Genomic DNA, 20,790 nt, shown 5'->3' on the forward strand with positions numbered 1-20,790 from the left:
CTGACGCGTGATTTTCCTATAGCCGCTATCGGGCTATTGATCGATAGCGGTGACTTTCACCTCTTTAACCCAAGCGTGACTCCCGCTGTTTCCTGATGCCGTCGTCAGCGCGTACAGCCCCACTTTGGCCCCTACCCATTTGCCCGGGCCTGCGGCGAAGCTATCATCAAGCACATCATATTCCCCGTTATCGCCCCGCCAGGAAAACTGGCAAATCGCGTTCTGCTGCACGGTGACACGCAGGGTGATGTTCTGTTTTTCGGGCAACACTGCCAGACGCCTCTGGTGTTGCTCCAACTGCTGTGCATCGCTCATCCAGCCGAATCCGGTTACTAATTCAAGACCTTCCGCGCTTTTCTCAATGCCGAGGAAAGCGAAGCGCTCGCCATAAATAATCAGGCCACAGCGATCGCCAACCTGTTCCAGAACGGGCATTAGGTGCGTGGTGACCTCAAATTCCTCGGCCGGAAATTTTTGCATCAGCAGATTAGGCACGTCATACCAGGAAGGCTCACCTTCACGGGTAGGCATGGGCTGACAGAACAGCTGAAGCCCCGGATGGGTAAGCGCTAGCCAGCGTTCGTCGGGGTTTGCTTGCCACTGCCACTGCCGCCCCAGCGTAGTCGAAGAGAAATCGTCGGAGGTTGATGGCTGTTGCATGATAATAGGGGTATCAACACAAGGTTTGGTTGCTTCCAGCACGGGTTGCCCTAACCCCTGCGCATTGTGCTGTTCGCCGATCAGCGGCCAGTCATCCTGCCAGCGCATTGGCTGTAGATGAACGACTCGACCATAGGCATGGCGATCCTGAAAATGTACAAACCAGCTTTCACCGTTATCTAATTCGACCCAGCCGCCCTGATGCGGGCCATTAACCGATGTGCTGCCCTGATGCAGTACAATCCGGCTCTGCCATGGCCCCTCCAGCGAACGTGCACGCAGCACCGTTTGCCAACCGGTTGGGACGCCACCCGCTGGGGCGAAAATGTAATACCAGCCGTTACGCTTATACAGCTTTGGCCCTTCGATGGTTGGCTGTGTTGCCCGCCCATCGACCACGATCCTTCCGTCATCAAGCAGGGAACGACCATCTTCTGCCATCTTGCACAGTTGCAGCAGGTGTTTCTTACCGCTACGGCTGAAGGCAAAAGCGTGGATTAACCAAGCGGTGCCGTCGTCATCCCAGAACGGGCATGGGTCGATCCAGCCTTTAGCCTGTTTCAGACAATGCGGCGTACTCCATTCGCCTTTGGGATCGTCAGCCTGCGACATAAAGATCCCGTCGTCGGGCGTGCTGAAAAACACCCAGAATTTTCCAGCATGATAGCGAATGCTGGGTGCCCACACGCCTTTTCCGGGCTGAAAGTGTTCGTATTCTGGCAGATCGAATCGGCTGAATACGTGGTTGATCAGCGTCCAGTTCACCAGATCCTGAGAATGCAGGATCGGTAGCGCGGGCATGTGGTTAAAGCTGGACGACACCATGTAAAAGTCGTCACCGACGCGCACGATGTCAGGATCGGAATAGTCGGCGCATAAAATCGGATTCTTATAACGTCCGTTACCCAAATCTGGGTTCCAGGGAGAATGTGCTGTACTCATGTCATCATCCTGATAGTAAAGGCGGGCAGCGTGCTACCCGCAGGTCTTGCGATCAGGCCGCGCCTTTTGGCGTAAGGCCTTGATCGACAGGCAGTTCGCTTTCTGGCGCGCGGTCAGCCGTGCTGTGACGTTTCGCCAAATCAGCCTGAATGTTTTCCATCGTCTTATCGTCCAGCTTGTAAAAGCGTACCAGCCAATACAGAACCAGATAGGAGAGCGATGGCCCGATGCTCAGTAGGCCGATAATACCGGCGGTGGCGAGCGGTGTTTGCGTGGGGGAACCGGCGACATAGCCGAACCAGCCGAGTGAAAAGCCGACCAGCGCACCCGCAACCGCCATACCCAATTTCAGCGCGAACAGGTTGCCGGAGAACGACAGACCGGTAATGCGGCGGCCTGTTTTCCACTCGCCGTAATCGGCGGCATTCGCCATCATGTTCCATTTGAACGGCTGGTACATCTGGTGGAAAAAGCCGATCAAAAAGTAGAGCGGGAAGACGACCGCCAGCCACTGTGGCGGCACCATAAACAGGATGACACCAACAAACACCAGCAGCAGGTTGATGTTCTTGAACAGGCTTATGCTACTGAATCGCTTGCCAAAGTAGCCCGCCATCATTGCACCAATAATGGTGCCGACGACGCTGGTGGTAATAAAGGCGGATTTCATTGCCGTTCCGGCGGCGCTGCCTTGGTCCGGCCCGACCATCAGGTAGGTTGCATAATAAAGTGTCGCCGCACCGCGCATGACGCCTGCCATGCTGGAAAAGAATGTAATGATGGCCACAATGCGCCACTGATCGTTGCTCAGCAGGTTTCTGACATCGTCCCAGACGTTCTGATTTTTATCCACCTCGGGATTAATGCGCTCCGTTGTGGTGAAAAAGCAGAAGAACAGCATCACGACGGCTAGGCAGCCCATGATCATCATCGTGCCCTGATAGCCCAATTGCTTATTGGTGCCGCCAATCCAGTCGACCAGCCACAGCGTGCCGACCGACACGACTAGCCCAGCCATTGAGGAGATGGTAAAGCGGTAAGACTGCGCGGAAATTCTGTCCTTTTCATCGCTGGTGATGACACCGCCGAGCGAGCAGTAAGGGATGTTGATAAAGGTGTAGAACAGCATCAGCAGCGTGTAGGTGATGTAGGCGTAAACCAGTTTACCCGTGCCGTTCAGTTCCGGCGTGGTGTAGGCCAGTACGGCAATCACGGCATAGGGGATGGCAAACCAGACCAGCCACGGGCGGAAATGCCCCCAGCGGGTTTTGGTGCGGTCGGCAATGATGCCAATCAGAGGATCAACGATGGCGTCCAGCACGCGTGTCACCAGGAACATGACCCCCACCGCAGCGGCGGAGATGCCATAGATATCCGTATAAAAGTAGGTAAGAAACATGGTTACGGAAGAATAGACGATGCCACAGGCGGCATCGCCCATGCCAAAGCCGATTTTCTCCGCAACGCTCAGCTTATTATTGTTGGTCATTGGAAACTCCAAAGATGATTGAGGAACTTCTTGCCAGGCTCGCGGCTATTGTTATCTCCTTGGTGGGGATTAACTATTGCGGATTTTATTAAGAAGGTTACGTTTCTTGGTATGTGTTAGACAGGTCACAAAAAAATGACAGGGAAAATAGCGTGAGGCAGACGATATGCGGAGTTATTTCCATTTTATATCAATAGATTAATTTGGTTTTTCTGTCGATTTACCTGTATGACAAGTTATCTTGCGGATCTATTTATCGGGAAAACAGCGCTCTACGGGCGTTTCTCTAGGCTCGTAATTGGGGTGATTTTGTGGTGAAAACGTGGCTATAGCCGTGTGAGATGGCAATGCATCAGGCTAGCTAATGGGATGTGTCACCAGGCTGTGTAATAGGTTTTTAATCCACTGGCTCGCTTCCGAACGGCTATTGCGGCGGTGGTTGTAAATCTTCACGCGATAGGACGGCACAGTGAAAGGCAGAGGATGAATCTGTAGCGGCAGGAGTTGTGCAAAGATTGTCGCGATATTGCGCGGTAATGCCATGATCAGCGTTGAATCGGCGATGATAAACGGTGCACTCATCATCGATGGCGTTTTCAGCGCGATATGACGTTTCTTATTGAGTTTATCCAGCGCGTAGTCAATCACCCCACGGGATTCATTCCAGGGCGTAACCACGAGATGGCGGGCGGCGAGGTAATCATCCAGCGTAAGCGTCTCGCCTGACGGATAATCAGCGGCGGTAATGATGACATAGCTGTCTTCAATCCAGTCTATCTCCTCAATTTCCCTGTTCTCCGCTTGTGTCATGTCGGTGAACCCTAAAGCAAAATCGATTTTCCCTGCCAGCAAATCCGTAATCGCGACTTTCTGCGGCGAATAGACCAGATTGAATTTGATGTGGGGCGCCAGTTTTTCCATTTGCGCCATCAGGGTAGGAAAGACTGAAAACGCGGTGTAATCGGTGATGGAGAAGGTGAAGCTTTCCGAACTGCGCGCAGGATTAAAGCGCGGACGCGGCGTTAGGCCCTGCGTGAGCAGCGCCAGACTTTCCGCGATCGGCTCCGCGATATCGTCCGCCAATACAGTAGGGTGCATGGTGTTGCCTACACGAAAAAACAGCTCATCGGAAAATGTGTTGCGCAGCCGCGTTAGCGCATGGCTGACCGCCGATGCGCTCATCGCCAGCTCTTTTGCCGCCGCAGCGACGGATCGATGCTGATACACGCTGTTAAAGACCACCAGCAAATTTAAATCGATACGCCGTAAATCCAGATGCATGATATTCATCAGTCGCTGTAGGAAATGCAGTTCATACAGTATTTTTAATCCGGTAGCATGGCAAGCCTTGGTTATTGTTGGTACTGGAAAGTTGCTTTGGAGAAAAGAAGCTTTATGAATATTGTCATCCGTCCCGCACAGAAATCTGACGCGAGCGTGATTCTGGATTTAATCATCGAACTTGCCGTGTATGAGAAGGCGCGCCACGAAGTTCTGGCTTCGCTTGAGGATATTGAGAACTCATTATTTGGTGAAGGGGCGACGGCGGAAACGCTGATTTGCGAGATTGACGGTAAGCCCGTCGGCTATGCGATTTTCTTCATGAGCTATTCAACCTGGCTGGGGAAATATGGCATTTATCTGGAAGATCTCTACATCGCCCAGGCATATCGTAATGCGGGAGCGGGCAAGGCGTTGCTGAAACAGGTTGCGTGCCTTGCGCGGGAAAGACAGTGCGGACGGCTGGAGTGGAGTGTGCTGGATTGGAACCAACCCGCAATCGATTTCTATAAAAGCATTGGCGCGAAGCCGCAGGATGAGTGGGTTCGCTATCGGATGGACGAGAAGGGCATTGCTGATTTTGTTACGGCATCGTAACGATGTGGCTCCTGCCAGCCTGAAAGCAGCAGGAGCCAGTCAATCAGCGCGTTGACGCCGCCAGCGTGGTGCCTGCCAGAATAAAGATTCCACCCGTCGAGCGGTTAAACAGCTTAATGCGGCGTGGGTTGGAGAAAAGGCCCGATAAACGGCGGCCAGTGCAGGCATAGATAAACATGATGCTGAAATCGAAGACAGCCCAGGTTACCGCCAGAATGATGAGCTGTAAGGCGTGCGGGGCGCTGGTATCGATAAAATTTGGGAAGAGCGCGGCGAAAAACAGCAGGTCTTTCGGATTACTGATCCCAACCAGAAAGCCTTTGCGGAATAACGGAAACCAGCCCGGAGCCGAGGCTTCCTGCACGTCCTGTTCCGCGGTGCTCATATCTTTGGAACGCCATGATGCGATGCCCAACCAGATGAGATAAACCGCACCAATGATTTTTAATACCATGAAGGCAGTGGTTGACGCCGCAAGGATGGCACCTAGCCCCAATGCTGAACAGGACATCAAAATCATTGCCGCGCTGACGCCGCCGAGTACGGTCGCTGTTGCGCGTGAAGCGCCGTAGCGTAAACCGTGCGACATGCTGATTAAGGCGGATGGGCCCGGAATGGCGATCAGGGCGATGATGATGCCTGTATAAGCCAGCCAGAGGTGAAGGCTCATGATTTCTCCTGCGTGTAGTTCACTGTGAAAGCGTGATTGAGAGCGGTGATGTGAAGCGAGATATACTCACATATATATCGCTATTTTCCAACGCGTGATAGTAACAGAAAAGGGGCAGATGGCGCTCTCCCTCTTTCATTAAGATTCTGTTGCTGGGGGGAACGGTAGTAAACTTCCATTTCAGCAAAATCTCCCCGACCTTCTGGTGGCTAGGGAGATCGGCTGAACATGAAAAGAACCCATTCACCATGCCTGATATTATTCCTTCACGCTTAAATCGATATCGCCAAAATAGCGTTTCTGTATTTTTGCATATAGGCCTTTTTGAACAATATCTTTCAGCCCCTGATTAATGAGCTGCTTTGTTTTCGTGTCGTCTTTGCGTATACCGTATGCGGAACCGAGGCTAAATAAATCCGCATCGGTCACTTCCGGGCCTTTTAGCTCAAAATCTTTACCCTGTGGGGTTTTTAAAAATCCAAACGCAACGGCAACCGACGGGCACAGCGCGCCTTCAACTCTTCCTGAATATAAATCCTCATAAATGGCTTCCTGATCGGGGTAGCTTTTAACAATCACCCCGGCAGGTAGCCAATATTTGTTGGCGTAGGCTTCCTGAATGGTACCTTGCTGTACCGCGATATTTTTCCCACGCAGCAGCTCAGCCTGGGGAAGAAGATTAGATGCTTTCCTTGCAACAAGTTTGGTGGGGACGTGGAAAACATAGTCACTGAAACCTATTGATTCTTTTCTCTTATTTGTCACGCCAAGCGGCGCGATGACATCTATTTTTTTGGCGAGAAGAGCGGTGATCTGGGAATCAAACGTGTTAACGATATAGTCGCATTTTGCATTTACTGACTTACAGATAGCATCGGTTACCTCGATTTCAAACCCCGATGGATTACCATTTTTATCCATGCTCTGAAAAGGAGGATACGTTAAATCGACGCCGATACGCAGTATGTCTGATTTGGCAAATGCAAAGGGTGAAATAGCAAAAATGACAACGATCTTCAGGAGAGATAATTTTCTGAACATAGCAGTAACACCTCTTTTTAGTCGTATAAAAGTGAATATCAACATTCCGGTATTTGTATTATCACCAGTGATAGGATGTAAATTGGATCGCATATCGTCATCCAATCCACATTTGAAAAACTGACATTAATTTACACTTGAAATTATAACAAATTGTTATTATTTGCTTTCGTGATGTAAAATTGCGCTATCGCTGATGTCCAGACGTGTAAGCAGGAAATACATTCCAATTGATAATGTCATTTTGGGCGGGGGACTGATGTCTATTGCATACCGAAAACTGATCTGAGCCGATTTCCGGTATTTTAATTTATTCGCCTTACTTAACGGTTCAGTAGCGATGCGGAATTACTTGTAGGTAAATCGATAATCGACAATATACGTGCCGAGTTCATTGACCCGCGCGGTGATCCATAGCTCATCCATTCCTTGCCGCCTTTTTTTAAATAATGTCTCTCTGTTGGTACATAGCTGTTTCAACTGACCAGTATGAACATCTCTAATCCATAAACCTGCTTCACAACGACTCGTTTTCCCTTTTGGTGGCCCAGGAAAAACAATCTTATAGTCGGATGTGTAACTCATCACCTCATCAGGGAACAGATAAACGTACACGTCAAAAATATTCACGATGGAAAGAAATCCCAGCACGAAGCCCCCAAAAAACATTCCGAGCGTGTGCTTGAGTTTCTTCTTTACCGATCGAGAATGTAGCGCCCGGCCAGCAAAGATAAGCCCCAGAACGAGCCCAAAGGTAAGGTAGATAGTGAGTTCTGGAAATGTTTCGATCAGTATCGTGCGACGTGACAGCTGCGAAGCCCAAAGCATGTACCAGAAAATAGATAGCATGATGGATAAAACGAGGAGAGTAACAAGAAAATCCTTTGATAATAAATAGGTTATCCATTTTTTATAAAAACGGCGCATCTATCCATGACCTTGCATTAACAGCTTATTTTGTCGGTATTTTACATGACTTCACGGCGTAAAGAATTAATAAGGTTACGTGTTATGGCTTATTGTCTTTCGATATACCACTACCTGGAATATCGGTAGCGGTAAACCGGAAAGGAAAGACTCATGATTCCCGTGGAAACGCCACGACAACTTTACCTTTGGCATGACCAGCCTTGAGATAAGAAAGCGCATTGAGCGTTTCGTCAAAGGTGAACACCCGGTCAATGACGGGTATCAGCTTTCCAGCATCAACCAGCGCGGCAATCTCTGCCAGTCGGGCTCCGTCCGGATGCATAAAGTGGAACGCATATCTGACCTGATGATGCATAGCCAGCACGTTGATTTTACAGCTCATTAACCAGAATAGGGCCTTCATGACCGGATTCATCTTTCTCTGACGCGCGAAAGGTAGGTCTACAGGGCCGACAAGGGAGACAAGCTGCCCACCGGGTCTGATAATCCTCATTGCCTTCTCAAGACTATTGCCCCGCACGGTACCGATCACCATGTCGTAACCGGAAAGCTCTTTTTCAAAATCCTGATATGTATAGTCGATGACGTGCTGTGCACCGAGAGATTTAACCAGTCCGGTGTTCCTCGTGCTTGTGGTGGTGGCGACGCTGGCACCCAGATGTCGCGCAAGCTGGATGGCAAAGGTGCCGATGCCGCCCGACCCCGCTGGGATAAACACCTTCTGTCCGGCGCACACGCCCACACGCTCAAAGGCTTGCCAGACGGTCAAGGCCACCATCGGCAGTGAGGCGGCCTCGGTGAAACTCAGGATCTCTGGCTTTAGCGCTGCTGCGTTTTCTGGTACGGCCACGTATTCCGACAGTGAGCCGTTGTCCATGTCAAAGATACTGGCATAAACCGCATCACCGGCACGAAATCGCGTTACCTTACTGCCCGTTTCCACCACCGTGCCCGCAAGATCGCTGCCGATAACTGCGGGAAGCGTAAAGCGAAGGATGGGCTTGAACGTCCCTTCAGGGATCATATAGTCAATCGGATTCAGACCGACTGCGTGGATCTTCACCAGAATTTCGTGATCTTTAATCTCCGGGCGTGGGATTGTTGCAAAATCCACGTGGGCGTCTTTGCCGTAACTTTTCAGTACCAGTGCTTTCATCTTTTATCCTGAGGTTTCAGCAAGTAAATTTCATTGGCGATTCGAAGGCGCTGAATACGACCTCTTGTGTGGTAATTCGCTGACCTGTTATTTGTCAGACAAAGTCAGAGTCCGAGGTTTTTACGGATCCCCGACTCCAGCAGCGAAGACGGCATAAAGCCGGCCTGCGCCGGCGTGTCTTAAAGATGCAGTCGCTTACTTCAGCGCCGCTAGATCTTCTGCCAGAAAACCGTGGAGCTCGTCTGTACGGCCTGAGCGAACTTTCTGCACCCACTGCGGGTCGGAGAGCAGTACGCGACCGACCGCTATCAGATCAAATTCTCCACGCTCCATTCGTGCGTGAAGGTTATCCAGCTCGGCCGTTCCAGAGCCTTGGCCGCCAAAGGCACCGAAGAAATCACCGGACAGTCCCACCGATCCTACGCTGATGGTCGCCGCGCCCGTGAGTTTTTTTGCCCAGCCAGCAAAGTTAAGTCCTTCACTGCCATCAATGTCTGGAAACTCCGGCTCCCAGAACCGGCGCTGTGAACAGTGCAGAATGTCTACGCCTGCCTCAACCAGCGGCGCAAGCCACTCCGTCATCTCCTGCGGGGTCTCCGCCAGACGCGCCGTGTAATCCTGCTGCTTCCACTGGCTGACGCGCAGAATAAGTGGGAAGTCTGGTCCCACTGATGCACGCACCGCACGCACGATCTCAGCGGCAAAGCGGGAGCGTTCGGCAATAGTTTTTCCGCCCCAGCCATCAGTACGCAGGTTGGTTCCCTGCCAGAAGAACTGGTCAATGAGATAACCGTGCGCGCCGTGCAGCTCAACGACATCAAAGCCCAGGCGTTTTGCATCCGCGGCAGCGCGGGCAAAGGCGGCAACCGTATCGGCAATATCTTCTTCTGTCATGGCCACGCCGCGTGCATCACCTGGACCGACAAGACCTGAAGGGCTTTCAACCGGCGCATCTGGTTCCCATTCCCCGCTGCGCGTCGAACCGGTGTGCCAGATTTGCGGGCCGATACGTCCGCCGGCCGCGTGCACGGCTTCTGCCACCTGTTTCCAACCCGCGAGCGCCTGCTCACCATAGAAGAAGGGAATGCCCGGCATATTGCGTGATGCAGGGCGGTTGATCACAGTTCCTTCGGTCAGAATAAGACCTGCTTCACCTTCCGCGCGGCGGCGGTAATAATCGGCGTTAGGCTGACCTGGAATACCTTCCGGTGCCATACCTCGGGTCATGGGGGCCATCACGATACGGTTCGGCAGCGTTAGGCCCTTGAAGGTGAAGGGGGAAAACAATACGTTATCGGACATCGTTACATTCCTTTTCAAATGGTTTAGGAGAAAGACGTGGCTGCTATGGCGCGACCTGCCACAGCCAGCGTTTATTTATCACTTTTCTGGTAGCGCGGGGCAGGGTGTTCCTGACTGAACTCAGGAAGCATTGCCTGGCGGGTCTTCTCGTGCAGGCTCCACAGTTCTTCACTGTGCAGAGGGGGAATAGTGACGGGTTCGCGGCGATCATATCCTGCCAGAGCCGCGTCCACCATTTCACCAGCATCCATCACGCCAGTGAGCGTATTCACATCAACGCCTGAGCGCTCCCAGATTTCAGTGCGTGTGGCAGCCGGAAGTACGGCCTGCACGTACACGCCCTGTGAGCTGAGCTCCAGGTTCAGCCCCTGCGACAGGTAAAGTACGAAGGATTTGGTGGCACCGTATACTGACATACCGAATTCTGGGGCCAGTCCGACGACGGAGCTCAGGTTGATGATATTTCCCCGGCCTTCGGCTGCAAATCCTATTGCTGCCGCATGCGCCAGTGTCAGCATCGCATTGAGATTAACGGCAGTCATGCGGCTGATGTCAGATGCGCTCTGAGTTATGAAGGTACCGGAAAGACTCATACCTGCATTGTTGACCAGCACGCTGATATTTGTATCTTCCCGCAATCGCCGGGCTACGGTTTCCACCGCCTCAGGAGCTGTCAGGTCTGCTGGCAGTACTTCAGCCTGAATGCCGTACTGCGCTCGCAGCTTTTCAGCCAACGTATGCAGTCGTGCGGCATCGCGGGCGACTAGCACCAAATTGTGCCCCCGGCGGGCAAAGCGGTCTGCGTAGACTGCGCCAATGCCCGTTGATGCTCCGGTTATCAGTACCGACGTGTTCTCAGCCATCTCGTTTTTTCCTCAGTTGCAGAATGGAATTTACATTCAGGGTCTTTTTAAATGATGTGTGACATGTATAATAAATGTCAATCATAATTTAATTGTGTACAAGGGGATGATTCATGCGTTATACCACTTTCGGCAGAAACACCGGGCTTCGTGTCTCAGAACTGGCGCTTGGAACGGGGAACTTTGGTACCGGCTGGGGCTACGGGGCGGAAAAAACGGAGGCACGAGCGGTATTCGATGTCTACGCTAATGCGGGCGGCAACTTTATTGATACGGCAGATACCTACCAGGCGGGGCAGTCCGAAGAACTGGTCGGGGAGTTCATTGCCGCAGAGCGTGATCATTTTGTGGTTGCCACCAAGTATACCCTGAGTGCGCATCCGGGGGCGGGCGCGGCGCTGACCGGTAATAGCCGACGTAACATGATACTGTCGGTCGAAAACAGTTTGAGAAGGTTAAAGACGGATCGTATAGACCTGCTCTGGACGCACTTTGATGACCAACTGACACCGTTGGAAGAAGTGGTACGCGCTTTTGACGACCTTATTTGTTCCGGCAAAGTACTGTATGGCGGCCTGTCTAATTTTCCTGCCTGGAAAGTTTCTCGTGCGGATACTCTGGCGGAACTGAGGGGTTGGTCCCGTATTGCAGGCATTCAGGTAGAGTACAGTCTTGTGGAACGCAGCGCGGAGCGCGAGCTGCTGCCGATGGCGGAGGCGCTGGGCATGGCGGCCACGATATGGTCGCCGCTTGGTGGTGGCCTGCTTACCGGCAAATATCGCAACAGTCAGGAAGGACGGCTACAGGGGTTCGGCGGCAGACTGGTACACATCGAGAAAGACCCGGCGCTGCTTGATGAAGTTCTGAACATTGCCCGCGAGCTGAACGCGCTGCCGCTTCAGGTGGCAATTGCGTGGCTGCGCCACCGCGCAGAGCGCACCTCTACCGCTCTGATACCGATTCTTGGTTCGCGTACACCGGAGCAACTGACTGACACGCTCGCGGCGCTGAATGTCAGCCTGACTGATGAGCAGGTTCAGCGGCTTGAGAATGTCAGCGCTATTGATTATGGTACGCCGCACAACCAGATCGCGGGAACCCTTTCCAGAGCGCAGGGAACTGGCGCAGAATATATCAGCATCCTGCCACCGCGGGCGTAAGAATAAGTAAATCAGTATTCACGGGCACTGAGGTGCCTGGATTGTTTCATTCAGAATGGGGGATCAATGGGGCGGGTATCTAAAGAGCAGATGGAACGCAATCGTGACAGCATTATTAAAACGTCGGCAGAGCTGTTTCGGGAACGCGGGCTGGACGGTGTCAGTGTCAATGACATCATGGCGGCCGTTGGCCTGACGCACGGCGGATTTTACGGCCATTTCAACTCCAAAGATGAGCTTGAGGCTCTGGCCTGCCAGCGGGCGTTTGACGATGTGAGCACCTCATTCTCAGCAAGCGGTATAGCGACGTTTCATGAGCTCGTGGATTACTACCTCTCATCCAGCCACAGGGACAGTGCGGGCAATGGATGTGCAGTCACCGCCCTGGCGTCAGATGTGCTGCGTAAGCCGCCGGAAAAGCCGGTACGCGAAACTTACAAAATGGGCGTCAGAAATATGGCGTCACGACTTGCCGCTATTCAGGGGGCAGAACCTGATGATGCGCCTTCAGACCAACAGTTGGCGCAGTTGGCTATGCTGACCGGTGCACTGATACTGGCCCGAGCAACTGAAGGCGATGAACTCTCTGAACGGTTCCTCAGCGCGGCAAGACGCTATCTGCACGAAACGGCGCTGTAATCTGAAAGGCGTGCGTGATGACAGTAAGATCATTCATTCATCGCTCCGCAGATAACGCCGGCTGTTGTGAATATTCTATTGCTGAATTTGATGAACAGCTAAGGCGGTCACCATCATAAAGAGCGTAGTCCGCTGCCTTTGGATGGATTCGATTTCCTTAACGGATGAGGTTTGTTTGTCTTGCCAATGCTGTATTTCCATCGTTTTAGGCACCTAAAAACAATAACGCTTTATGAAGTACCTAACAAAGTGCCTGAATGGTTTGGACTTAAGTCATTAGCTTCAGATTTCGCAGGACAAATTGAGGACACAAAAAAGCCCGCAGGGCTTGCGCCGTGCGGGCTTTTCGTACTTCATCGGACTTATCTGGTAATACCCGATGTCTAAATTGGTGGAGCTGGGGGGATTTGAACCCCCGTCCGGAACCACTCTACCGTCGGTACTACATGCTTAGTCTATCTTTACATTCGCTTGCCAGCTGCGAATAGACACGCCACTAACAAACTAGCCTGATTAGATTTAGTGCTTCAACCCCAGGCAAGGCATCCACACGATCTCTTTTGGGTTTGACCTCTCTTGATCCCCGTCCTAAGAGCGGAGGCTAGGGAGAGAGGGCTCAGAGCAGGTTATTAAGCTGCTAAAGCGTAGTTTTCGTCGTTTGCGACTATTTTTTTGCGGCTTTTTACGAGGCCAACCGCCCCTCGGCATGCACCTTGGGCTTTGCAAATCCCGTCGAATCCAGAATCAGCCCCCAAGAAACTGTCGCCAGTATACCAGAACTTACCGTTGTTAAGCCAGTGGCTTAGCGATTGGCGTTCTTCATGATACGGGCTTTGTCTAACTTCCATTCACGTTCTTTGATGTCATCACGCTTGTCGTGATCTTTTTTACCTTTCGCCACGCCGATTTTGACTTTGCTCCAGGCATTTTTCCAATACATGGACAGCGCGACGACCGTGTAGCCATCGCGACTGACGCGGCCAAATAGCGACTCCAGCTCACGTTTGTTGAGTAGGAGTTTGCGTGTGCGTATGGGATCGCACACCACGTGTGATGAAGCCACATTCAGCGGTGTGATGGTGGCGCCAAACAGGTAAGCTTCACCGTTCATGAAGGTGACATAGCTGTCGCTGAGGTTTGCTTTGCCTGCGCGCAGTGATTTGACTTCCCATCCTTGCAGCGCAAGACCAGCCTCAAATTCTTCCTCAATGAAGTATTCGTGACGGGCGCGCTTGTTCTGCGCAATGGTGGCGGAACCGGGTTTGTATGCTTTTTTCTTTGTCATAGTGCCGTCATTATACTGGATGTCATTGGGAATGAAATCCCCGCAGTGCGTCCGTGTCGTGGTTAATGATATCGTGCGATAAGCTTCGCAGAATTTTTGTCTGTCGGGCTATCAGTGCTATTATTTTGCGCGTTTTATGAATCACGGAAAATAGTATGCCAAAGATAAGTCGTTCCGCACTGGTGCCGTTCAGTGCTGAACAGATGTACAAGCTGGTGAATGATGTCGCTTCCTACCCCGCGTTTTTACCGGGCTGCACGGGGAGCCGCGTGCTCTCCTCCTCAGAAGGGGAGATGACCGCCGCAGTAGACGTTTCCAAAGCTGGTATCAGCAAGACATTTACCACACGTAATACGCTGACACACAACCAGAACATCAATATGCAGCTGGTCGATGGTCCATTCCGTCAGCTGGGTGGTGACTGGCATTTTACGCCGCTGAGCGCCGATGCCTGTAAAGTCGAGCTGCATCTGGAATTTGAATTCACCAATGCGTTGATTGAACTCGCTTTTGGCAAAGTATTCAAGGAGCTGGCGGGAAATATGGTGCAGGCTTTCACGCAGCGAGCCAAAGAGGTCTACAGTGTCCGCAATGCAGGTTGATGTGGTCTATGCGTTGCCGGAACGCCAGTATCTACGCACGGTGAAGCTGGAAGAGGGCAGTACGGTTGAGCAGGCGATTGTGGCATCGGGCCTGCTGGAACTGCGCCATGACATCGATTTACAGGTGAATAAAGTCGGTATCTACAGCCGTGCGGCGAAGCTGGCCGATGTGGTACAGGAGGGTGACCGCGTGGAAATTTATCGTCCGCTGATTGCCGATCCTAAAGAGCTGCGTCGCCAGCGTGCAGAGCGTGCTAAGAGCAAATCCTGATCGGTAACGCTAAACGAAAAACGGCGTTTTCCTGAGCATCCTTATCGAAATGCCCATATAAAAAAACACAGGCAAACCTGACGTGTTCAGATTTGCCTGCTGTTGTACCTACCATACGTCAAACCGCGTGCGTGACTGTTTCCCTTAAGTACTCTGCCCATTGTGGGCCTCGTCTTAAAGCACCGCCTCTGGCTGCGAGGATCACCTATCCTGATTCAGCCGAACGGCATTGAAAGCATTAATCCAGCGCAGGTTTGTTGTTGATGTTGGTTAACACGCCACTGCCGCTGAAGGTCAGCGTCAGCGTCTGTTGTTTTACCGATTCATGACCAGGCTGCTGGCGGAAGATATAAAACCAGGTATCGCTGCCAAACGGATCCTGCATCATAGGAGTACCCAGCGTATAAGCGACCTGTTGTTTGGTCATGCCGGTGTGAATTTTTGCAACGTCAGCCGGTGCCAGATAGTTTCCCTGATTGATGTCCGGCCGATAGACCACCTTTTCCAGTGTGGAACAACCGGCAGTCAGCATAACAACCACCGCGGCGACGACAGTCAGCGTTTTACAGCGCATAGTGATTACATTCCTTAAGGGCATAGGTTGCCGATGATAATAGACCTTGCAGGACTTGGAAACCTGCAAGGCGATTGTATGACCTCAGGAAGGTAAAAAAGTTGAGCTTTTTTACCGGTGATGCACCTTTCTCGCCTTTGTCGGTAGCAGATTTTAGGCTGCCAGCAGTTCTTTGGCATTTGCCAGCGTATTTTTGGTGACGGCGCTACCGCCCAAGAGGCGTGCCAGTTCTTGTAGCCGAGCACGTTTATCCAACGGTTGCATCAGGGTTTCCGTTTCTGCGCCGTCAGTTTGTTTACTCACGAAGAAGTGCTGATGACCGCAGCCCGCGACCTGTGGCAGGTGCGTCACGCACATCACCTGCGTGGATTCACCGAGCTGGCGCAGCATTCTGCCGACAATTGCGGCGGTTGGCCCGCTAATACCGACATCGACTTCATCGAAGATCATCGCGGGGGTGTCCATCTTCTGCGCAGTGATCACCTGAATAATCAGTGCGATACGCGACAGTTCGCCGCCCGATGCCACTTTCGCCAACGTCTGGTGTGGCTGGCCGGGGTTGGTGGTCACGCGGAATTCGATACTGTCGGCACCGGTGGCCGTCAGGCTGTCCGGCGTAAACTTCACATCAATGGTGAAGTGGCCGTGTGGCATCGCCAGTTCACGCATATTGGTGGTAATGAGCTGAGCCAGTTCGCTGGCGTGGTGCTGACGGCGCACGTGCAGCTGTTCTGCAAGGTGCAACGCCTGCTGATGATATTCGCCGACGGAGGCGCTGAGCGCGTCGTGGTCACTTTCCTGCTGTTCCAACTGTTGCTGTTCTTCCAGTAGTTGCTGATGGAACGCTGGCAGAGTCTCTGGCGCAACATGGTGCTTGCGTGCCAGCGCGAGCTGACGTGACAGACGTTGTTCCAGCTCATACAGCCGAATCGGGTCGAGATCCATTTGTTCGCTGTAGTGGCGCAGTTCATCGCTGGCTTCGCTGAGCTGAATGCCCGCTTCTTCGAGCATGGACAGCACGCCAGACAGTTTGTCATCCATACTGATGAGTTCGCCAAGCTGGTGTTTTACGCTGTGCAGCATGCTGATGATGTTCTGCTCTTCGTCTTCGCTCAGCAACTGCATGGCCTGTTGGCTCATCGTCAGTAGCTGGCCGCTATTCGCCAGACGCTTGTATTCAACGTCAATCTGTTCGTATTCGCCGGGCTGTGGCGCGAACTCGTTCAGCTCTTTTAATTGATATTGCAGCAGTTCCCGGCGGGCCTCACGCTCAATCGCCGCCTGCTGCAACTGCGCCAGCGCGCGGCAGCTTTGGTGCCACTGATGCCAAACCTGTTGCATAGCCACCAACAGCTTCGGTTCATCGGCATAGGCATCAAGCAGGTGTTTTTGGTGGTCGGGGCGCAGCAGTAGCTGATGTGCATGCTGGCCGTGTACCTGAATCAGGTGCTGGCCGAGTTCACGCAGTTGAGACAGCGGCACGGCGGTACCGTTAATAAAGCCACGCGAGCGGCCATCGGCGCTAATGACGCGGCGTAGCAGGCACTCGTTGCTGTCATCCAGCTGGTTTTCTTCCAGCCACTGACGTGCCGTTGGAGTATCCGCCAGCGCAAAGCGGGCGCAAATGTCGGCGCGGGCAGCGCCCGGCCTGACCATGCTGGCGTCAGAACGATTTCCCAGACATAAACCGAGGGCATCAATCGCAATCGATTTCCCCGCACCGGTTTCCCCGGTGATAACGCTCATTCCTGACTGAAAATCGATTTCTAATTCGCGCACGATGGCGAAGTTACTGATAGTGAGTTGCGCCAGCATGATAAACCCCTGTATGTAATCACATGTGATTACATACAGTATAAACTGGTTTTATATACAGTAAAGTGGCTGGGTGAAATTTTAGAATAATTTTTTTGACCAGCCGAGTTTTGAGCTTAGTGTATTGAAATAGCTGTAATTTTTTGGATGAATTAGATTGAGGTGGTGCTCGCTGCGGCGAATGAGCACTTCTTCGCCTTCCTGTACCGGTAATGCAATCTGGCTGTCGCAGCTGATTTCCAGGTCATTGGTAATGCAGGAAAATTTCAGCCGAATCGTGCTGCTGCTGTTGATGACCAGCGGGCGTGCAGACAACGTATGTGGGAACATGGGCACTAGCGCAATGGCATCCAGCGACGGCGTCAGAATTGGGCCGCCAGCGGAAAGGGAATAGGCGGTTGAGCCTGTAGGCGTGGCGATGATCAGGCCGTCTGAACGCTGTGAGAAGGCGAATTTGTCGTCAATATAGACTTCAAATTCAATCATATGGGCGACTTTTCCCGGGTGAAGCACCACTTCGTTAATGGCGGTACTGATGCTGTCGGGCTGGTTTGCTCGGCAAACGTGCGCTTCCAGCATGAAGCGTTGTTCGCTCAGATAATGGCCGTCGAGAACGTCAGAAAGCTGCTGCTGCGCATGGTCAGGATCGAGGTCGGTCAGAAAACCGAGGTTGCCACGGTTCACACCGATCACCTTGATGTCATAGCGCGACAGCACGCGCGCCGCGCCGAGCATATTGCCGTCACCGCCGACGACAACCGCCAGATCCGCCTGCTGGCCGATGTCGGCAAGACTACCCGTCGGCACGTCTTTCAGATTCAGTTCGCGGGCGATCTGCTGCTCGATCAGAACCGAGTAACCTTTGTCGGTGAGCCAGTGGTAAAGCATCTCATGCGTTGCCAGCGCCGTTGGGTGGCGCGGATGGCCGACAATGCCAATACAATTAAACGGCCTGTTCATTGTAAGCGGTGTGTTCATTGCTGTTTTTGTCCTCAGCGTGGTGTATCGGCAGCGGCTGGAACCAATATATGACTGGTTCCCTTGAATCCCCGATTTTGATCCCCATAATAAGCAACTAGCGAGATTAATGCTAAACCGCGGAGAATTTCATGAGTAGTAAAGAACAGAAAACGCCTGACGAGCAAGTGCTGGATCAAAAGGAAGCAGCAAAAGGGCAGCAAGCGGATGCCGCGCCAGAGACGGCAGACGTAGCTGACCCGCGTGATGCGCGCATCGCCGAGCTGGAAGCCCAGTTAAGCGAACTGCAACAGCGTGAACGTGACAATATGCTTCGCGTCCGTGCTGAAGCCGATAACATTCGCCGCCGTGCGGAAATGGATGTTGAGAAAGCGCATAAATTTGCGGTAGAAAAATTTGCCAGCGAAATGCTGCCAGTTATCGACAATCTGGAACGTGCGCTGGACACGGCGGATAAAGCCAATGAATCACTGGCTGCGATGATTGAAGGGGTTGAACTGACGCTGAAATCATTGCTGGATGCAGTCCGCAAATTTGGTATTGAGGTTGTCGGTGATGTAAACGTACCGTTTAACCCAGAAGTGCATCAGGCAATGACGATGTTACCTTCGGCCGATCACCAGCCGAACCATGTCATGATGGTCATGCAAAAAGGCTATACGCTGAACGGCCGTTTGCTGCGTCCGGCGATGGTTGCGGTATCAAAAGCACAAGACTGATACCGTCTACTTTTACGCAGTATCTGCTTTTTACGCACAGTATTTACAACGTACCGTCATACCAAACCCCGTGCCACGCATGGGGTTTTTTGTTTATATTTTGTTAAGATTTGTTTGATAAAAAAGATGTTTTTTAGGTTTTGAATGACTCATCATCTTTAACTATCAAAAGAATTGGTATCACCTCTCTAAATGCACTTGATAATCATTATCGTTTCTGTGAGAGTAGTAAAACACCAGTGTTAGAAGGGTCATACTATGCCGGGTAGCCGTGTTATTGAGTCAACAAGCCGTACATCAAGGAAGATAAAACTCTCTTTGATGGGCCCGGCGTTTATCGCGGCGATTGGTTATATCGATCCGGGTAACTTCGCCACGAACATCCAGTCTGGCGCAGCCTATGGCTATACGCTGCTGTGGGTGGTGGTGTGGGCGAACCTGATGGCGATGCTGATCCAACTGCTGTCCGCCAAATTGGGGATCGCAACGGGTAAGAATCTGGCGGAGCATATCCGCGATCGCTTTCCGCGTCCGGCCGTTTGGGCCTATTGGGTGCAGGCCGAAATTATTGCGATGGCGACCGATCTGGCCGAATTTATCGGTGCGGCGATTGGTTTCAAGCTGCTCTTGGGTGTGTCGTTGCTGGAAGGCGCGATTCTCACTGCTATTGCAACTTTCCTGATTTTAATGCTGCAACAGCGCGGTCAGAAGCCGTTAGAGATGGTCATCGGCGGCCTGCTGCTGTTTGTGGCGGCGGCGTATATTGTCGAATTGGTCTTCTCTCAGCCTGAGTTGTCTGCGTTAGCCAAAGGTATGGCAATCCCTAGTCTGCCGACCTCCGATGCCGTGCTGCTGGCGGCGGGCGTACTGGGGGCGACCATTATGCCGCATGTGATTTACCTTCACTCTTCTCTGACGCAGCACGAAGGCAGCCATACCCGTGCCGAGCGCTATTCTGCCACGAAAGTCGATGTCGCGATTGCGATGACCATCGCCGGGTTCGTCAATCTGGCGATGATGGCGACGGCAGCGGCGGCGTTCCATTTCAGCGGCAATCAGGATATTGCCGATCTGGATAAAGCCTACCTGACGCTGGAGCCGCTGCTGGGTAAAGCCGCTGCGATCATTTTTGGTCTGAGCCTGGTTGCCGCTGGCCTGTCCTCTACCGTCGTTGGTACGCTGGCGGGTCAAGTGGTGATGCAGGGATTCGTGCGCTTCCACATCCCGCTTTGGGTGCGCCGCACTGTGACGATGCTGCCGTCGTTTATCGTGATTCTGTCCGGTATGGATCCGACGCGAGTGCTGGTATTGAGTCAGGTGGTGCTGAGCTTCGGGATTGCGCTGGCGCTGGTTCCGCTGCTGTCCTTCACTGGCAACCGTGAACTGATGGGGCCGATGGTCAACGGCAAATGGGTACAGCGCATCGGGCAACTCATTGTCGTGCTCGTCGTTTCCCTGAATATGTATCTGCTCATTGATACGATGTTGGGGATATAGATCTGAGGCGCATTCCTCTCAACCGGAACTGCGCTACATTATCGATCCAGCATGACTTTACCAACGTAGTGTGGCCCTTCCCATAGCGTCCATTCACCAATGCGAGAGAGTGTTTCAAGCTGTTCCAGAGACGCGATAACGGTAACTTTGGCTGAGATCGTTTCTCCCGGGGCGACTTCACCGTCAAAATGGAATTGCCCCATAAAGTATGCTCCGCTGACCGGATCTTTATGGTTAGGTCGATAGCCAGAGCGGCAGGGAGTACGTCTCGCTGATTCGGCTCTTAAACATAGTCGTACCTGAAATACAGCAGTTTCAT

21 protein-coding genes and 1 other RNA gene are annotated in these 20,790 nt (G+C 52.4%); 7 read left to right on the forward strand and 15 right to left on the reverse strand.

The window, feature by feature from the left end; translation table 11 throughout:
- Nucleotides 1-33 precede the first annotated feature (33 nt).
- The 3 genes from R9X49_RS14355 to R9X49_RS14365 all read right to left on the reverse strand — a co-directional run bounded on the left by R9X49_RS14355 (nt 34) and on the right by R9X49_RS14365 (nt 4,381).
- Nucleotides 34-1,602, reverse strand: a complete 1,569-nt coding sequence (locus tag R9X49_RS14355; protein ID WP_319849045.1) for a glycoside hydrolase 43 family protein — start codon at nt 1,600-1,602, stop codon at nt 34-36.
- A 52-nt stretch (nt 1,603-1,654) separates the two neighbouring features.
- Nucleotides 1,655-3,091 (reverse strand): glycoside-pentoside-hexuronide (GPH):cation symporter, encoded by a 1,437-nt coding sequence (locus R9X49_RS14360; RefSeq protein WP_319849047.1) that lies wholly within the window; start codon nt 3,089-3,091, stop codon nt 1,655-1,657.
- A gap of 357 nt (nt 3,092-3,448) precedes the next feature.
- Nucleotides 3,449-4,381 (reverse strand): LysR substrate-binding domain-containing protein, encoded by a 933-nt coding sequence (locus R9X49_RS14365; RefSeq protein WP_319849048.1) that lies wholly within the window; start codon nt 4,379-4,381, stop codon nt 3,449-3,451.
- Nucleotides 4,382-4,486: 105 nt separating this feature from the next.
- Between R9X49_RS14365 and R9X49_RS14370 the strand changes: the two genes are divergently transcribed.
- A complete protein-coding gene (locus R9X49_RS14370; RefSeq protein ID WP_319849049.1) occupies nt 4,487-4,969 on the forward strand; it encodes a GNAT family N-acetyltransferase in 483 nt (160 codons plus the stop codon).
- 43 nt (nt 4,970-5,012) lie between these two features.
- Here the strand turns inward: R9X49_RS14370 and R9X49_RS14375 are convergent, their stop codons facing one another.
- The 6 genes from R9X49_RS14375 to R9X49_RS14400 form a co-directional block, all read right to left on the reverse strand.
- Complete coding sequence (locus R9X49_RS14375) at nt 5,013-5,639, reverse strand: LysE family translocator (RefSeq protein WP_240584568.1); 627 nt, start codon at nt 5,637-5,639, stop codon at nt 5,013-5,015.
- 258 nt (nt 5,640-5,897) lie between these two features.
- Nucleotides 5,898-6,680, reverse strand: a complete 783-nt coding sequence (locus tag R9X49_RS14380; protein WP_319849052.1) for a transporter substrate-binding domain-containing protein — start codon at nt 6,678-6,680, stop codon at nt 5,898-5,900.
- A 348-nt stretch (nt 6,681-7,028) separates the two neighbouring features.
- Complete coding sequence (locus tag R9X49_RS14385) at nt 7,029-7,607, reverse strand: hypothetical protein (protein WP_319849053.1); 579 nt, start codon at nt 7,605-7,607, stop codon at nt 7,029-7,031.
- Nucleotides 7,608-7,758: 151 nt separating this feature from the next.
- Nucleotides 7,759-8,766, reverse strand: coding sequence for an NADP-dependent oxidoreductase (locus R9X49_RS14390; protein WP_319849054.1), 1,008 nt, complete (start codon nt 8,764-8,766; stop codon nt 7,759-7,761).
- Between the two features lie 195 nt (nt 8,767-8,961).
- Nucleotides 8,962-10,068, reverse strand: a complete 1,107-nt coding sequence (locus R9X49_RS14395; RefSeq protein ID WP_319849055.1) for an NADH:flavin oxidoreductase — start codon at nt 10,066-10,068, stop codon at nt 8,962-8,964.
- Nucleotides 10,069-10,139: 71 nt separating this feature from the next.
- The gene (locus tag R9X49_RS14400) at nt 10,140-10,931 is read right to left on the reverse strand and encodes an SDR family oxidoreductase (RefSeq protein WP_319849056.1); all 792 of its coding nucleotides are present in this window, start codon (nt 10,929-10,931) and stop codon (nt 10,140-10,142) included.
- Nucleotides 10,932-11,044: 113 nt separating this feature from the next.
- On the opposite strand from R9X49_RS14400, the gene R9X49_RS14405 reads away from it, so the two are divergent.
- Together R9X49_RS14405 and R9X49_RS14410 are read left to right on the forward strand one after the other, a co-directional pair.
- Nucleotides 11,045-12,091: an aldo/keto reductase gene (locus tag R9X49_RS14405; protein ID WP_319849057.1), complete on the forward strand. Its 1,047-nt coding sequence runs from the start codon at nt 11,045-11,047 to the stop codon at nt 12,089-12,091.
- A gap of 66 nt (nt 12,092-12,157) precedes the next feature.
- Nucleotides 12,158-12,730, forward strand: a complete 573-nt coding sequence (locus tag R9X49_RS14410; protein ID WP_319849058.1) for a TetR/AcrR family transcriptional regulator — start codon at nt 12,158-12,160, stop codon at nt 12,728-12,730.
- A 389-nt stretch (nt 12,731-13,119) separates the two neighbouring features.
- Here the strand turns inward: R9X49_RS14410 and ssrA are convergent.
- Nucleotides 13,120-13,482: a transfer-messenger RNA gene (gene ssrA / locus R9X49_RS14415) on the reverse strand.
- Nucleotides 13,483-13,532: 50 nt separating this feature from the next.
- Nucleotides 13,533-14,015 carry an SsrA-binding protein SmpB gene (gene smpB / locus R9X49_RS14420; protein ID WP_129702949.1) on the reverse strand — a complete coding sequence of 161 codons (483 nt, stop codon included), beginning with the start codon at nt 14,013-14,015 and terminating at the stop codon, nt 13,533-13,535.
- 155 nt (nt 14,016-14,170) lie between these two features.
- Between smpB and R9X49_RS14425 the strand changes: the two genes are divergently transcribed.
- The gene (locus tag R9X49_RS14425) at nt 14,171-14,617 is read left to right on the forward strand and encodes a type II toxin-antitoxin system RatA family toxin (protein ID WP_039485083.1); all 447 of its coding nucleotides are present in this window, start codon (nt 14,171-14,173) and stop codon (nt 14,615-14,617) included.
- A complete protein-coding gene (locus tag R9X49_RS14430) occupies nt 14,607-14,888 on the forward strand; it encodes an RnfH family protein (protein ID WP_010282431.1) in 282 nt (93 codons plus the stop codon). Before R9X49_RS14425 ends, R9X49_RS14430 begins: the two co-directional genes overlap by 11 nt.
- Nucleotides 14,889-15,126: 238 nt before the next feature.
- Here the strand turns inward: R9X49_RS14430 and bamE are convergent, their stop codons facing one another.
- From bamE to nadK, 3 genes are all read right to left on the reverse strand, one after another.
- Nucleotides 15,127-15,462, reverse strand: coding sequence for an outer membrane protein assembly factor BamE (gene bamE, locus R9X49_RS14435; RefSeq protein ID WP_010282437.1), 336 nt, complete (start codon nt 15,460-15,462; stop codon nt 15,127-15,129).
- A 153-nt stretch (nt 15,463-15,615) separates the two neighbouring features.
- Nucleotides 15,616-17,277 (reverse strand): DNA repair protein RecN, encoded by a 1,662-nt coding sequence (gene recN, locus R9X49_RS14440; protein WP_319849059.1) that lies wholly within the window; start codon nt 17,275-17,277, stop codon nt 15,616-15,618.
- An 81-nt stretch (nt 17,278-17,358) separates the two neighbouring features.
- Nucleotides 17,359-18,237, reverse strand: coding sequence for an NAD(+) kinase (gene nadK, locus R9X49_RS14445; protein ID WP_263059654.1), 879 nt, complete (start codon nt 18,235-18,237; stop codon nt 17,359-17,361).
- 149 nt (nt 18,238-18,386) lie between these two features.
- On the opposite strand from nadK, the gene grpE reads away from it, so the two are divergent.
- Complete coding sequence (gene grpE / locus R9X49_RS14450; protein ID WP_319849060.1) at nt 18,387-18,974, forward strand: nucleotide exchange factor GrpE; 588 nt, start codon at nt 18,387-18,389, stop codon at nt 18,972-18,974.
- A 258-nt stretch (nt 18,975-19,232) separates the two neighbouring features.
- Nucleotides 19,233-20,471, forward strand: a complete 1,239-nt coding sequence (locus R9X49_RS14455; protein WP_319849061.1) for an Nramp family divalent metal transporter — start codon at nt 19,233-19,235, stop codon at nt 20,469-20,471.
- A 38-nt stretch (nt 20,472-20,509) separates the two neighbouring features.
- On the opposite strand, the gene R9X49_RS14460 is transcribed toward R9X49_RS14455, so the two are convergent.
- On the reverse strand, nt 20,510-20,674 hold the full coding sequence (locus R9X49_RS14460) for a hypothetical protein (protein WP_319849062.1): 165 nt from the start codon (nt 20,672-20,674) through the stop codon (nt 20,510-20,512).
- Nucleotides 20,675-20,790 lie beyond the last annotated feature (116 nt).

It is taken from the genome of Pectobacterium carotovorum (assembly GCF_033898505.1).
Lineage (GTDB): Bacteria > Pseudomonadota > Gammaproteobacteria > Enterobacterales > Enterobacteriaceae > Pectobacterium > Pectobacterium carotovorum_J.

Bases quoted from the DNA above. Each gene is read 5' to 3' on its own strand.
- R9X49_RS14355 (WP_319849045.1), bottom strand. From the start codon at position 1,602: ATGAGTACAGCACATTCTCCCTGGAACCCAGATTTGGGTAACGGACGT.
- R9X49_RS14360 (WP_319849047.1), bottom strand. From the start codon at position 3,091: ATGACCAACAATAATAAGCTGAGCGTTGCGGAGAAAATCGGCTTTGGC.
- R9X49_RS14365 (WP_319849048.1), bottom strand. From the start codon at position 4,381: ATGAATATCATGCATCTGGATTTACGGCGTATCGATTTAAATTTGCTG.
- R9X49_RS14370 (WP_319849049.1), top strand. From the start codon at position 4,487: ATGAATATTGTCATCCGTCCCGCACAGAAATCTGACGCGAGCGTGATT.
- R9X49_RS14375 (WP_240584568.1), bottom strand. From the start codon at position 5,639: ATGAGCCTTCACCTCTGGCTGGCTTATACAGGCATCATCATCGCCCTG.
- R9X49_RS14380 (WP_319849052.1), bottom strand. From the start codon at position 6,680: ATGTTCAGAAAATTATCTCTCCTGAAGATCGTTGTCATTTTTGCTATT.
- R9X49_RS14385 (WP_319849053.1), bottom strand. From the start codon at position 7,607: ATGCGCCGTTTTTATAAAAAATGGATAACCTATTTATTATCAAAGGAT.
- R9X49_RS14390 (WP_319849054.1), bottom strand. From the start codon at position 8,766: ATGAAAGCACTGGTACTGAAAAGTTACGGCAAAGACGCCCACGTGGAT.
- R9X49_RS14395 (WP_319849055.1), bottom strand. From the start codon at position 10,068: ATGTCCGATAACGTATTGTTTTCCCCCTTCACCTTCAAGGGCCTAACG.
- R9X49_RS14400 (WP_319849056.1), bottom strand. From the start codon at position 10,931: ATGGCTGAGAACACGTCGGTACTGATAACCGGAGCATCAACGGGCATT.
- R9X49_RS14405 (WP_319849057.1), top strand. From the start codon at position 11,045: ATGCGTTATACCACTTTCGGCAGAAACACCGGGCTTCGTGTCTCAGAA.
- R9X49_RS14410 (WP_319849058.1), top strand. From the start codon at position 12,158: ATGGGGCGGGTATCTAAAGAGCAGATGGAACGCAATCGTGACAGCATT.
- smpB (WP_129702949.1), bottom strand. From the start codon at position 14,015: ATGACAAAGAAAAAAGCATACAAACCCGGTTCCGCCACCATTGCGCAG.
- R9X49_RS14425 (WP_039485083.1), top strand. From the start codon at position 14,171: ATGCCAAAGATAAGTCGTTCCGCACTGGTGCCGTTCAGTGCTGAACAG.
- R9X49_RS14430 (WP_010282431.1), top strand. From the start codon at position 14,607: ATGCAGGTTGATGTGGTCTATGCGTTGCCGGAACGCCAGTATCTACGC.
- bamE (WP_010282437.1), bottom strand. From the start codon at position 15,462: ATGCGCTGTAAAACGCTGACTGTCGTCGCCGCGGTGGTTGTTATGCTG.
- recN (WP_319849059.1), bottom strand. From the start codon at position 17,277: ATGCTGGCGCAACTCACTATCAGTAACTTCGCCATCGTGCGCGAATTA.
- nadK (WP_263059654.1), bottom strand. From the start codon at position 18,237: ATGAACAGGCCGTTTAATTGTATTGGCATTGTCGGCCATCCGCGCCAC.
- grpE (WP_319849060.1), top strand. From the start codon at position 18,387: ATGAGTAGTAAAGAACAGAAAACGCCTGACGAGCAAGTGCTGGATCAA.
- R9X49_RS14455 (WP_319849061.1), top strand. From the start codon at position 19,233: ATGCCGGGTAGCCGTGTTATTGAGTCAACAAGCCGTACATCAAGGAAG.
- R9X49_RS14460 (WP_319849062.1), bottom strand. From the start codon at position 20,674: ATGGGGCAATTCCATTTTGACGGTGAAGTCGCCCCGGGAGAAACGATC.